Below are 13339 nucleotides of genomic sequence, written 5' to 3' on the forward strand. Positions count from 1 at the left end.
CAACCGTAGCAGGACTTTCCCTGCCGTCTTTAAATGGTTTATATGCAGGTCCTCAAACGATAGAATTAGCAGCACCAAACTATCGTATTGCAGCTAATGACCTTATTCGAATCGGGGTTATTGGCATGGGAATTATGGGACATCGCAACCTGCGTACAGCGCTAAAAGTACCCGGCATTTCATTGGCAGGAGTATGTGATCTGTACCAGGGTAGATTAACCCGGGCAAGGGAACTGTATGGGAATACCCTGTTCATTACCAATGATTATAAGGTACTCATAGACCGCCCTGATATTGATGCAGTAATTATTGCCACCAGTGATCATTGGCATGCCCCCATTGCTACCTATGCACTTAAAAAAGGGAAAGCCGTGTATGGAGAAAAACCGGTGGTGCACCAGATTTCAGAAGGCTTACCCCTGATCGCTGCTCAGCAGCAATCAGGAAAAATAATGCAGGTTGGAAGCCAACGGGTAAGTAGCCTGCTTTATGCCAAAGCAAAAGAATTATACCAATCCGGAGCCATAGGTAAACTGAACTTAGTGGAGGCCACGTATGACCGGCAATCGGCCCTGGGCGCCTGGCAATATACGCAGCCCTCTGACGCTTCATTGGCTACGATCGACTGGGACGGTTTTCTGCGCACAGATAAAAAAGCCGCATTTGACGCTAAGAAATTTTTCTGGTGGCGAAACTACCGGGCATTTGGAACCGGTGTTGCGGGCGACCTATTTGTACACCTTTTATCCGGCGTTCACCTCATAACCGGATCTGTAGGACCCGTTAAGATTTATTCAAGCGGGCAATTGGCATATTGGAAAGATGGGAGAGATGTTCCGGATATAATGACGGCTATCATGGATTATCCGGCAAGCAGCGAGCATCCGGCTTTTCAGCTAACTCTCCGTGTTAACTTCATCAGTGGCGGAGGCGATACCAGCTCCATCCGGTTTGTTGGAGAGGAAGGCGTGCTTACATTAAACGGGCGCGACTTGGAGTTGACACATAGCCTGCTTCCAAAAGCACCCGGTATCGGTGGTTGGGATGCGTTGGAGACCTATCCTGCCGTTATGCAGGAACAATTGCTAAAATCCTATGAGCAGCAATTTTCCGCAACTGATCGGCGGAGGCCTGTAAAAGCACCTTATCGGTTTGTAAATCCGGAAGGATACGATGATCACCTGGATCATTTTATAAATTTTTTTGAAGCCATCCGAACTGGAAAACCGGTAGTGGAGGACGTAGTATTTGGTTTCAGGGCGGCTGCTCCCTGCCTGGCTTGTAACGAAAGCTATTTCCAGCAAAAAACTATTTATTGGGATCCCCTGACTATGAAATTGATTAATCGTAAATAATAATTCAATGTATTCGGCTAATCCTGATCGTTATACCAATCAAACTTATCGCCGCTGTGGTAATAGTGGATTGCTGTTGCCGGCTATATCCTTTGGCTTATGGCAAAATTTCGGTGAATTGGATGCACTGGCAAAGTGTAAAACGATCTTGTTAAAAGCGTTTGATCTGGGCATCACCCATTTTGACCTGGCGAATAATTATGGCCCGCCTCCCGGTGCAGCAGAAACCGGATTCGGAAAAATCCTGAAAGAGGAATTGGGATCCTATCGCGATGAATTAATCATTTCAACGAAAGCCGGCTGGCCTATGTGGCCGGGTCCGTATGGAGACCTTGGATCTAAAAAATACCTGGTGGCCAGTTTGGATCAGAGCTTGCGTAGGATGAGACTCGACTATGTTGATATCTTTTATCATCACCGTCCTGATCCGGATACGCCGATGGAAGAAACCATGGCTGCATTGGATTTGCTGGTAAGGCAGGGAAAAGCCTTGTATGTTGGTATTTCGAGTTATTCTGCAGAAGAAACCCGGAAAGCTGCAGCAATCCTGAAAGAGCTTGGAACTCCTTGTTTACTTCATCAGCCAAAGTACTCCATGCTGGATCGTTGGGTGGAAAACGGCTTATTAGATGCTATACAGGAAACTGGAATGGGATGTATTACCTTCTCTTCGCTGGCACAGGGATTACTCACCAATAAATACTTAAAAGGTATTCCTGATGGGTCAAGAGCGGCAAGGCCATTGGGTAATGGGGCCATCGAGGCCGGGCAGGTAACTTCTCAACATATTAACCAGGTACAGCAACTAGATCTGCTGGCACAGGAACGTGGTCAAACCCTTGCGCAAATGGCATTGGCCTGGGTTTTGAAAGATCCCAGGATTAGTTCTGTTATCATCGGGGCCAGCAAACCAGAGCAGGTAGAAGATGCCGTCCGCTGCCTGGATAAACCGCTGTTCAGCAAGGAAGAGCTCAACCGGATCAATACCATCCTTGCTTCCTGAAGCATTCCATAGAACCCGTTATGCGCCTACACCCAGTGGATATCTGCACCTGGGAAATCTTTATTCATTTATCCTGACAGCAATACTGGCCCGGGACAAAAAATTAGAGATCCTTTTGAGGATTGATGATTTGGATAGGGAACGCTTTCGGCCTGCGTACCTGAGGAATATTTTTGCTGTACTGCATTACTTTGACCTGCCCTGGCAGCAGGGACCAGAAGATGAACAGGATTTTGAAAAGAACTGGTCGCAGTTAACACGAATGGCCTTGTATAAAAAGGCACTGCAACAGTTACGTACAAGTGGTTATTTGTATGCCTGTTCCTGTTCGCGATCAGACCAGCAACAAAATAAACTCGAAACGGGCTGTGTAAAAGGTTGTCGGGATGCTGCGCTTGATTTTGACGGGCCTGGCGTAAACTGGCGTTTCAGGACACCAGAAGATCCTGCATTTCCAATAGCAATGAAAGACTTTATAGTACGGAAAAAAGACGGATCTCCGGCATACCAGTTATGTTCTGTCATAGATGATCTGCATTTGAAAGTAGGCTGGATTGTACGGGGCCGAGACCTGGTGAACTCCAGTATTGCGCAGCTTGCACTTAGTAACGCATTAGAAGTACCTGACTATAGTCAAATCATGCATTTTCACCACGCCTTGTTGCTGGGAAATTCTGGCAACAAATTATCCAAATCGGCCGGTTCTGATAGCCTGCAATCTATGATTCAAAACGGACTTTCCGCCGAAGATATTCTCAGTTTGCTGGCCAGGCAATTGGGCATTCATCGAAGAATTTCTCACTGGTCGGCCTTTGATTGGGATGAATTGACAATTAATTTGTAAGAGGGGCCACTGGTTTGTATGGCTGGCTGGTACATAGCTTGTATGCTGTAAATTCCACTATTGAAATTGCCCGGTTTGGTAAGTTTCATTTCATACATAATTTCAGAGGTTCCGGTTGGTAAAGAACTGATGAAAAAATGATGACCGATATCTCTTACGGAACAATAGTAAAAAAAATCATTCGAATAACGCATACCACTTAATACTTCTACGGGTTCCATGGTAGCTGGGTGCCGCTCGTTTAACACCAGGTATTGCAGTGGTTTTTTGGTGGTGAGTTGAATCTTAATACGAATCCGGTCTCCCACAATGCAGATGGTGGAAGAATCAACGTTGACCCAGGTATTTTTCTGGGCATCCCAACGCTCCAGGTGTTTGTTCAGTTGTATAGTATTGTTGGATTCGTTTACTGCTGTATTTGCACTGAAGTAATAGTAGTGAACCTGTGCGGGCTGTGGCTTTCCCTGAGTGTGTTCCTGTAATAATCCCTTGAAACTTTTTTCCTGTACTGATAAAAAAGTAGTGCTACTACCCGTTGCAATACCATTGCTTACCGAAAGCTTTTGCTGATCGTATACAATGGTTTTTTCTGTTTGGTTGTCCCTGTCGTTGTAAGGGGTTGTGGCGAGTTGGTATATCATAGAAGCGGCACCTTTTGTACTTCGCCATTCATGGCTGTTTCTGTCTTGCAAGATCCATTGCAATATTCCCTGACTAACTGTAGGGTATTTTTCTGACGAATTAAAAGCCTCCTGCAAATCTGCCAGCAACTCTTCCTGGGTTGAATTGAGCTCATCGTAATTTGATATAATTTTCCACCGTATACCTTTTGCCGGATCGGTTATGCCTGCCTGTCGGATGAATTCTAATAACGCTAGTGCTTCCTGATAGCAACTATCTGAAGTTTTGAAATAATTAAGGGTTGCCGTAATTAACTTTGCTTGCCTGCTATAGGAATAACTTGCAACCTTTTTCCAGTGAAAATGGTACATGGCAAGCAGTTTTGCTACCGCGCTATCTGCCAAAGGGTATCTATTATGATGAAAGCTTCGTGCATATAAATAGTCGATTTCATTGAAGTTGGATGGGTTGGTATTAATAGCGTTGTCACAGAACCTGATAAGGTTTTGCAGAAATTGATTAATATCTTCCAACTCTTTTTTCTTTAACGGAAGCAGGTATCCGTCTTTCTGCATCTTGCCGAAAGAACCAAGGACATAATTGGAAATAAAAAGGTCCGGGTCACCGCTTTTAAACCAGGGCAGTGCTCCGTTTTTCAGTTGCATATCAATTATTTCTTTAAGGTATTCGCCCGCTTTTTCAATAGATTGGGCTGTATCTGTAAGCAGTTTTAGTTGTTTTTGAAGCAGCTGCTGTTTTTCTGTCAGTTCCAGCCAGGGCATGGCCGCTGATCGTGTGCCTGCCGGAAGATTGCCGGCTTTCTCATTGGAAATAGATTGGTTAGTTGTTGTTTCCGTAGCTGTAAGCAGCTCTTTTTTTACAAGATGTACAGCAACCAGGTGAGCAAGCATTTTATTGGTTGTTTGCTCGGCACAGTTGAAGGAATAATTTGCTAAGCCTGGTAATGAATTGATCAGGGCGGCCTGTGGTTGCTCTGCAATGCTTAGCCCGATACCAAAGGGAATTGCATCGGATGGCAATACCGGCGGATAAATCGGGGCACTACTATTCATTTCATTTAATTCAACCGATTGGCGGATCAATTGCTTTTTTGATAATATAGGTAGCAAGTGCTCTTCACCGTCGGAATATGTAGCAGATCGACCAATGAATTTAATACGGACAGGATGAAGAAACTGGTCTGGAATACTGACCTTAAATGTTCCGTAATTGGTTTGTTCCGTTCCTACGGTTATGGTTTGCAGGCTATCCTTTAGAAATAGGTGGGTTATGTTTTCTCCGGTAAGTTCATCAAGCAATTCACATGTTAACAAAACGGTCATAGATGTGGTATCAAGGTTGGCAACACGGGTACTGATTTCAATACTGTCTCCCTGGTAAACGAACCTGGGAAGATCGGGTAACACCATCAAGGGGAGTTTAGAAAAGATGGATTTTTCCAGGTATTGAAAGCGGGCATCGGGGGTATGTGCCAATACTTTCCATTTCCATTCAGTTGCAGTTTGCGGTAGAGTGAAGCGAATTTGGTAGAGCCCTTTTTTATTAGCAGATAGTTGCGGATGGAAAAAGGCTGTTTCGTTAAAGCTTTTCCGGATTAACACAGGAGGCGGAGGGGCACTAGGCAGTTGTACCACTCCAGTGGTACTTAGCAGTACAACCCCATTGGCTGCTCTTGAGCCATATAGTGCTGTAGCTTCTGCCGACTTTAGAATAACTCCGTTCTTAATGGTTGAAAAGTCAATTTTTGAAAGGTCTTCGGTATAAGGTACGCCATCAATAATAATCAGACTGTTGGCGTATGCATTCCAACTAATACTGCCACGGATTTGTATTGCGGACGTTGAATTCAATGCTTTAGATACACCATAACCAACCACAATTACTTCTTCCAATCCAGGTGTGTTTAAAACCTGGATACCTGCTACCCGGCCGCTTAACGTCCTGGAGACATCCTCCTGAACACTATTTAAGATCACATAATCGTATAAAATAGGATACAGGTATTCATTAGGCCGCCACCATAATTTGCTGCGCCGGGTTACCACTGCTGGCTGGGTAGATTCTAAACTGCTGTTGCTGTACTCATTTATTTGGGTAAACCATTTACTGGTTACATAGCGTCCACGACCTTCTTCAGGTAATTGCCAGGAATGCTCTTGAAGTTTATCGAGGCTGGCATCATACATTGTAGTCATTAGTTCCGCTACTGCCTTTTTATTGGCAGATATAACCGAAACGACGAACTCCTCTTTCGCGCCGGGTGTAAGCGTTGTTCTAAATTTTTCTACAATTATTTCCAGGGACTTGCTTGATTCAGGAAGGTGATAGCGTTTTTCTGTTCTGTGAAGTTGATTGTTTTTCAGGTAAATTCGGGTTATAGTAAAAGCACCCGTTGCATCAACTGGTATAGGAAGTTCAATGTTCTGCAGACCTTTGTTTTGATAAATAAAATGATATTTGTCGAAGTATTTATCCTTTTTGTTTTTATACCTGATATGGAAAATGCAATAATTGCTGTCCTCTCTAAACCCCTCAATCCATTGAATAGTGGTCTCCCTACCCGTATGTAAGTGGGTTTCCACAAAATCTTCCTGGGTGTATGGAAATAACCTCTTACTTGAATTGTAAACCTTAAATGTTGATTTTTTATAGCCGTTCAACTGGTTTTCTTTGTAATAGAATAATTCAATCTGGTAAATTCCAGTATCAATTACCTGGGTTTCAAGCGGTATCCATTTGTTTGTAGTATCAGTTTTGTCTGTTATTAGTAGCAATTCATCGCCGTTTAGCCGGCAAATTTTATACTGCACAAGCCTTCCGGGTAGCGCTTCGTAATTGCTTTGGGCAGTCAGGCGAAACTGAATAGGGGTTGCTAGATCCAGGGTTAAAGGAATACTATGGCTAAGTAAAATAGGATGTTTATTGAGCTGGATATTATAATTCTTTTCCTGTTCTTCTCCAGTAGGGGATAAAGCCTTCGCTTTTACCACATATTCCATTTTATATTCGCCATTTTTGGCATCGCCCAATTCTTTACCGGCTGGGTCTGTCAGCAGAACAATAAATTCGCCTGTTCCATTCGTAGTAGTATCAATCTTTAATAGAGGAAATTTCATATTGGGTCCATAAGCTTCAATAGAAACCTGAACAGGTATATTATTGAGCACAGCTCCAGAGAAAGAGTGAAGTTTTATTTTTACAGGAATTGTATCTCCTATGCCATAGGGTAGTTTTGGATGATCTATTCTTATTTCATAGGAAGGACGCTTGTATTCTTCTACCTGGAATTCATTCTGTACAAAGTTTGTTTCCAGCGGGTAGGTATCAAAACTGTAGCTACCGGTAGCTGCAGTTTCCGGAATTTTAAAGGAACCGCTGAATGATCCAAATTTATTGGGAATAATGGTACTGCTGTCTACTGTCCTGTAAAAAGGATCTTTGATAATGATTTCCAGTTTTTCTTTCTTTATTTTTTGCAGAATTTTTAGGTAAAGCTTAGTAAAAGGATCAAATTGCAGGTTGTTCCAGTTCAACATCAGCGGGTCACCTGTTCGTTTATCCTTAATAAGGATAATTCCTTTATAATGTACAGTTTGCCCCGGCCGGTAAATGGATCTATCAGTGTAAAAATAGCAACTGGCATTTTCTTCGTAATACTCCAGGAGATAATCGTAGTCCTCTTTTGAATAAACCTCACTATTGTAGAAGTTTTGATTATTATTATACCAATGTCGTACCGAATCATTCCCCCTAAAAATTAAGAGATCTTCCGCTTCTTTTAATGACAATGTTTTCCTTCCATTAGCTGTTGTTTTGCTGGTTTTTCGGGGTTTATTTAGTACCTGAATGCTCGCTTTTTCTACCGGATGGCCTGTTTTCCGATCCAGTACAAAAATATCTTTGTCGTGCTGGATTATACTTAACTGACTTACCTGTAACTGAGCAAGTTCGCCAATAGTTCCCAGCGTATCAATAGGAGCATATGAAATCTGTAGACAATAATTGCCGGTTTTTAGAACTGGTAATTGCCATTGCCCTGTATGAAAGTTTAAATCGGCGGAGAAAGGCGTAAAAATTACCGTATCCAGTATTGAGCTGGAAGTTGTGTAATAATTCCATGATTTATTATTGGATATAAAATTGGTTTCTTTTGTGGCAATAGGTACAAGGCGTATATAAATAGAATCTATGTTCCGGTAATTGAGGCTAAATTCGGGGGGTGTTTCCGGTAGAAAAATTTGCTTCTTTGATAGGGTAAATTCCTTTTTTCAATATTGCCAACTGCTTTTAAAATTATTTCCTTTGCCATAAAAAAACTGTCGAGTACCTGGTGATGTGCCCGGTAAATGGATAGAGCATTTTTATAAGCAAAGCAGTGACTGCTATCTGCTTTTATTCCTCTGCTGCTGTTAAAGGATTTTCCATTTTTATGGTCGATAAGAAAAAGCTGAAAGGCAGTAAAAGCACGAACACAGGAAAATTTGCTTGTTATATGACACTGTAAATAATTCTTGTACAGGTTTTCCAAACTGTCGGAGTATTCGACGCCTGCATACAAGTTTTTTGTCAGCTGAATTTCAAAAAAATATTTCTGTTCATCATTTAATATATCTTTTTCCTGCCACTGTTTATGCCATGCCAGAACTGGTGCAAGGGCTGTATCTGTTATTGATTCAATTCTGATAGGAAATTCTTTTTTCTGGAGCCATTCCATTACCATTTGAGGTAAAAACCCTTTATGGAGGAGATTGATACCTTCTCCATATACTATTGCAGCCAGGTCGGGTTTAAACCAGAAAAACAGCGGGTCACCGGAAAGCCAGAGGTAATCTGATAATGGATAGTTTCCTATTTGGTGCAAGACGGCTTTTGCTGCATAAAGGGAGCTTTGGATTTCCTGCTGAAGGCTGTCTTCGGGCATTTGAAGCCACCGGATTGATTTTTCTGTGGAAAGGGCGACTCTTTTTTGAATATTGATTCCCAGGTTCAGGTATTGCCGAATTCGTTGCGCCTTTAGTAACTGCACAGATAATTTCAGCGCCGGGCGATTTTGGGATGTTTTCGCTAAGCTGTCGATATAAAGGCTATTGGTAATAAATGAACTGTCTTCTTTGATTTTATCCTTGATCAGCATTTCGAGGTAAAAACTTTGGGCCAGCTTAAAATCATTGGATGCCTGTATTGCTTCTTTACGGCGCATTAGTATTTCCGCCAGTTGATCGTTGTACGGTCGTTCTTTTTTATGGGTTATATCCGGATTTTTGAACGTCTCGTATATGTTGATCTCCTGCGCAAGTGCAGTTTCACCGAGTATAAAAGAGCTGATTATAACCGAAAATAGTAATAGGCAAATTCTCATGGTGCTTAATATAAGCATTGGACACCAAAATGCATAGCTTTGCTGCTGACAACTATTTATTTGTTTTGAGTAGTAGACTATTACTGATTGTAGTGCTCTTCGGTTACACGCTGGCAGGTTGCTTCAGCGCCTGTTCTGATCCTGAACCTGCCAAAGAACCGCCAAAAAGAGATTATATCAAAAGAATTGCAGGTGCCAATGACAGCATACCTGTAGCAGCAGCACAAAGGGGAGAAGTATTAATTGCCTATGCTGATTGTTATACCTGTCATGCCCTTGAGCACAGGGCGAAGGGACCCGCATTTAAAGACATTGCCGCAAGGTACCCGGTTAATAAGGGCTATATCAGCCTGCTTGCGCAGCGAATTATCCTGGGTGGCTCCGGCGCCTGGGGAAATCCGGTAATGACACCACATCCAGCTCTAAGTAAAGCGGATGCTGAATTAATGGTTAGTTATATCCTGTCCTTAAAATAGGGGTGGATTTTGGATAAAGACTGCTGGTTCGGGGTAGAGTTTCCACAGCTTTCCATAGTAGCCACGGGGCATAGTTATTTTATACAGGAGCTAAAGCTTACAAGCTATTTCTTAACAGTTAAATTTTACAATATGGAAGCGTGGAAAGAAAAAATTGCAGGAAACTGGAAAATCCTCAAAGGAAAAATTCAGCAACAATATGGAGAATTGACCGATGATGACCTGGTCTACGAAAAAGGCAAGGAAGACGAATTAGTTGGTCGCATCCAGAAAGCATCCGGTAAAACCAAAGAGCAGGTTATGGAATGGATTGATAAATTATAGATCGTCCTAACCCTCTCCAAAAACGGTTGCCACTACGGCAACCGTTTTTGGTTTACAGGAGTTTAAATATTTCATATTTTTATAGCATAAATTGTCAAAACCGAACATGCTATGAGATTAATCAGGTGTTTCCCTTATGCTTTTTTGCTAATTCTTCCATTCACTGGTTTTTCTCAAAAGGAGTCAAAAAAGAACCCATACCGGTTTTACAGTCTAAAATTGCACAGCGGCAGCCATTTTTATACGGGTACTGAACTAAAAGAAAAGCTTAAAAACGGGTATGCATCCATTGAGGTTAGAACCGGCTGGCAGGCTGCCGGAAAAGCCCCCTGGCAACAAGAGCACCTGAATCCTTCCTATGGAATTGGCTGGTATTCCGGGTATGTGGGCGACATTGATATATTCGGTAACCCGCACGCCTTATTTGGTTTTATCACTTTCCCGGTTATCAAAAAAAGAAGAAATACCCTGCAGGTGGAACCCGCCCTCGGCCTTACCTACAACTTAAAGCCTTATAATGTTGACCACAACGCCATTAACGATGCTATCGGGTCTAAGTTTGCGGTTTATTTTGCCTTGCACGCGGGGGGCAAATACCAGCTTAATCGTGAAATGGACCTCTTATACGGACTTGATCTGACTCATTTTAGCAATGGCCGCACGGTTACACCCAACCTGGGATTAAATATGATGGGGTTTAGTGCCGGATTTCGCTATAATTACAATGCGCTGCAACGCAAGGTCGACAATTCAATATACCCTACTAAACTCCTGGAAGCAAGGCCTCAACTCCCCCCAGGCCGATCCCCCAGGCGAATCCGTTCCAATTCCCTGGCAGTGTACCAGGCTATCGGAACGGTGCAAAACAAGGATGATGCAGGTACCAATCACCGGTATATTACGTCCTCTACGGTAGTCGAATACCAGCATTCTTTTAATACAAAACATGGATTCAGTGCGGGTTTAGATGCATTTCTCGATTACAGCGCACGAGATACCGCGGAATTTGTAAAGAATAAGGATGCGATGACCGTTTTTTTTCCAGGGCTGCACGCAGGATATGATTTTCAATTCTGGCGCCTGGCTATCCGTTTGCAAATAGGCGCCAACCTTAGTGCCGTAGGAAGGGAAATCAAAGGCAATACCTTTATTCGGCCGGCAGTTCGCTACCTGGTAAACAAACGCCTGTATGCACAGGTTGGATTAAAGACCTTTAACGGTGCAACTGCCGATTGGGTAGAAGCGGGCTTCGGATTTCGTTTCTATCACAAAGAAAATTGATAAATCTTCCAGTCATACCTAAATGTTTTCTTATGCTTTGTTCTAAAAATGTAGTTCATAACCTGTATATCAATTGCTGCAGCCTGTTACTGGTGGCAGTTTTTTTATCCTGTAATAACCAGAAAAATGCTGAAAGCGAGGCGGTAGCCGAGAAAGATACCCTGGCAGTGGCAACAGCTCCGGTAAGCCCGGCAGTACCGGAACTTCCTGCCAGCGTAGTATTTAAAAATTGGGAAATGGGTGATCCGCAATACATGGCAGTGATAGCAAAATTGTACGAGGCCTGGGATACGGAATTATCAACCGATATGATTGAATATTTGGGCGATACTACAATTTTCGATTGGCCCAATGGAATTCGTTCCAGTACTACCAAAGAAACCGTTGAACCAATTTTGCGGAAATGGAGAAATAACTATAAAGCCACCACTAATACACCGGTTTCATTGATTTCCCTGCACAATAAAGATCTGAACCAGGATTGGGTAATAGCCTGGGTTTGGAATAAATGGGAAAGTGCCCAGGGCAAAAAAGATTCCAGCTTGTTTTGTGATAACTGGCGCCTGGAAAAAGGAAGGGTTGTATATATGAACAGTTCGGAAAACAGAACCTCCGGACCTCTTTCAAAACTGCTTAATTCAATACCGGCTCAATAAGAATTGCTTTCCATTTTTAAACGGATGGCCTGCTCATAAATGGCCTGCGCATAATTTCTCGTAACCATTTTCCTAGTTGCTTCAGGAAGCGATTGCAGGTTAGTATTGGGTTCCGTACATTCCAGCTCACATAAAACCGTTTGATGGTTGCTGTGCAGGAAATCTATGCGGGTCCGGGTTAATGCAGTAGCATGGTACAACTGCTGCATATATTGAATAATTTCTTTGCCGAAAGAAAGCATGCCGGCGGGCAATTTATCTTCCGGAATATAGCGGCGTTCCCGAATTGAATGGTTTTTAAAACCGCCTTTTTTTTGAATGGCGTGGCTAAACCGATCATGCAGAAATACCAGGCAATATTCGCCTTCTTCTACTGCTTTAATATAGGGCTGAAGAATAATTCCCCTCGATGAATGGCGGAGCAACTGTTGAAAAACCTGTTCTGCTTCTTCTTCCGCAATTAGCGTAGAATCCGGTATGGCAGATTCGGAATTGACTAAAGATGGATGGTATAAGAAAGTGTTGTTTCCATCGGCCGATACAATGGGTTTCATCACCACCGGTCGGTTTTCCCAATTGGCTGGATCTGCCATTGCCAGTTCTCTGCAAAGGCTCGTTAAGTTATGGTTTCCCAGGGCGTTTGTACTGTCTTCTGCAGACGCTTTCAGGGCAATAAAACAACTTGGTGTTATGGCCGCTGATGCACCTGGTTGATGGCCAAAATATTGAATCAGGCGGGATAGATACCTTGACTTAATTACATTATCACAGATAAGCTGCCCGTCGTTGATAGTTCTTTTTTTGTCTGCATTGCAGGTACGGATCCAATGCATGAATTCTTCTCCATAGGAAGGAATATCCCAGGTGCTGCTTATAAAAATAGCGTCAAATTTTTGCCAGTTGATTCCCGCTTCCCTCCAATCAATTATTTCAACGCTGGCCCTCCTATCCTGCAGCTCTTTTAACAGGTCCTGATCATCCTGAAAAGGGCTTTGTGCTCCGGGAATATGCGTGGAGTCGGAAACAATGGCAATATGTATGCCTGGCTGGTATTGCATGTGAAATTTGACTTGTAATTATACTACTTTGAACCAATCTTCTGTATTCTCCTCAGAAGAGGGGCCTTTTGGGGTATTGTTGGCAGCATCTTTTTTGGGTGATATGCCGGTCGGTGCAGCGCTTGTTTCCCGTTCTTTTAATGCCACCCATTGAGGTAATTGTTTCAGCGAGTTTAGTTCCGTTAAAATTTTAGCACCTTTCACCGGGTTAACCATTTTTACAAACGCTGCAAAACCTTCTATATGAGCTGTCAAGGTACCATTTTTCCATACCAGTTGATCTGGTCCGTTTTTTTTGAACTGATGCAGCATAGCTCTGAATTTCCGGAGTTTTTCACGGT

10 protein-coding genes and 1 pseudogene are annotated in these 13339 nt (G+C 42.8%); 7 read left to right on the forward strand and 4 right to left on the reverse strand.

Annotated elements, in window-relative coordinates:
- The 3 genes from A1D16_RS02965 to A1D16_RS02975 all read left to right on the forward strand — a co-directional run.
- On the forward strand, nt 1-1355 hold a 1355-nt coding region (locus A1D16_RS02965; protein WP_366206367.1), incomplete at its 5' end, for a Gfo/Idh/MocA family oxidoreductase.
- Between the two features lie 7 nt (nt 1356-1362).
- On the forward strand, nt 1363-2358 hold the full coding sequence (gene mgrA, locus A1D16_RS02970; protein WP_290707666.1) for an L-glyceraldehyde 3-phosphate reductase: 996 nt from the start codon (nt 1363-1365) through the stop codon (nt 2356-2358).
- Nucleotides 2348-3202 carry a glutamate--tRNA ligase family protein gene (locus A1D16_RS02975; protein WP_290707668.1) on the forward strand — a complete coding sequence of 285 codons (855 nt, stop codon included), beginning with the start codon at nt 2348-2350 and terminating at the stop codon, nt 3200-3202. The genes mgrA and A1D16_RS02975 overlap by 11 nt, the downstream gene beginning before the upstream one ends.
- Here the strand turns inward: A1D16_RS02975 and A1D16_RS02980 are convergent.
- Together A1D16_RS02980 and A1D16_RS02985 are read right to left on the reverse strand one after the other, a co-directional pair.
- Nucleotides 3157-7632, reverse strand: coding sequence for an MG2 domain-containing protein (locus A1D16_RS02980; RefSeq protein WP_290707670.1), 4476 nt, complete (start codon nt 7630-7632; stop codon nt 3157-3159). The genes A1D16_RS02975 and A1D16_RS02980 overlap by 46 nt on opposite strands.
- 398 nt (nt 7633-8030) lie before the next feature.
- A complete protein-coding gene (locus A1D16_RS02985; protein WP_290707672.1) occupies nt 8031-9203 on the reverse strand; it encodes a hypothetical protein in 1173 nt (390 codons plus the stop codon).
- A gap of 65 nt (nt 9204-9268) precedes the next feature.
- On the opposite strand from A1D16_RS02985, the gene A1D16_RS02990 reads away from it, so the two are divergent.
- The 4 genes from A1D16_RS02990 to A1D16_RS03005 all read left to right on the forward strand — a co-directional run bounded on the left by A1D16_RS02990 (nt 9269) and on the right by A1D16_RS03005 (nt 11940).
- Nucleotides 9269-9679: a c-type cytochrome gene (locus A1D16_RS02990; RefSeq protein WP_290707674.1), complete on the forward strand. Its 411-nt coding sequence runs from the start codon at nt 9269-9271 to the stop codon at nt 9677-9679.
- Nucleotides 9680-9688: 9 nt separating this feature from the next.
- A complete protein-coding gene (locus tag A1D16_RS02995; RefSeq protein ID WP_290707676.1) occupies nt 9689-10003 on the forward strand; it encodes a CsbD family protein in 315 nt (104 codons plus the stop codon).
- A gap of 111 nt (nt 10004-10114) precedes the next feature.
- Complete coding sequence (locus A1D16_RS03000; RefSeq protein WP_290707678.1) at nt 10115-11284, forward strand: acyloxyacyl hydrolase; 1170 nt, start codon at nt 10115-10117, stop codon at nt 11282-11284.
- A 32-nt stretch (nt 11285-11316) separates the two neighbouring features.
- Nucleotides 11317-11940 carry a hypothetical protein gene (locus A1D16_RS03005; RefSeq protein ID WP_290707680.1) on the forward strand — a complete coding sequence of 208 codons (624 nt, stop codon included), beginning with the start codon at nt 11317-11319 and terminating at the stop codon, nt 11938-11940.
- Here the strand turns inward: A1D16_RS03005 and A1D16_RS03010 are convergent.
- Together A1D16_RS03010 and A1D16_RS03015 are read right to left on the reverse strand one after the other, a co-directional pair.
- Nucleotides 11934-12998, reverse strand: coding sequence for a hypothetical protein (locus A1D16_RS03010; protein WP_290707682.1), 1065 nt, complete (start codon nt 12996-12998; stop codon nt 11934-11936). The two genes, A1D16_RS03005 and A1D16_RS03010, sit on opposite strands and share 7 nt — an antisense overlap.
- A gap of 18 nt (nt 12999-13016) precedes the next feature.
- A pseudogene (locus A1D16_RS03015) lies at nt 13017-13339 on the reverse strand (hypothetical protein); the annotation flags it as partial.

The organism is Flavihumibacter sp. CACIAM 22H1, from assembly GCF_001601815.1.
GTDB lineage: Bacteria > Bacteroidota > Bacteroidia > Chitinophagales > Chitinophagaceae > Flavihumibacter.

Coding starts and splice junctions, on each gene's coding strand:
- A1D16_RS02985 (WP_290707672.1), bottom strand. CDS start 9,203: ATGAGAATTTGCCTATTACTATTTTCGGTTATAATCAGCTCTTTTATA.
- A1D16_RS03005 (WP_290707680.1), top strand. CDS start 11,317: ATGCTTTGTTCTAAAAATGTAGTTCATAACCTGTATATCAATTGCTGC.
- mgrA (WP_290707666.1), top strand. CDS start 1,363: ATGTATTCGGCTAATCCTGATCGTTATACCAATCAAACTTATCGCCGC.
- A1D16_RS03010 (WP_290707682.1), bottom strand. CDS start 12,998: ATGCAATACCAGCCAGGCATACATATTGCCATTGTTTCCGACTCCACG.
- A1D16_RS03000 (WP_290707678.1), top strand. CDS start 10,115: ATGAGATTAATCAGGTGTTTCCCTTATGCTTTTTTGCTAATTCTTCCA.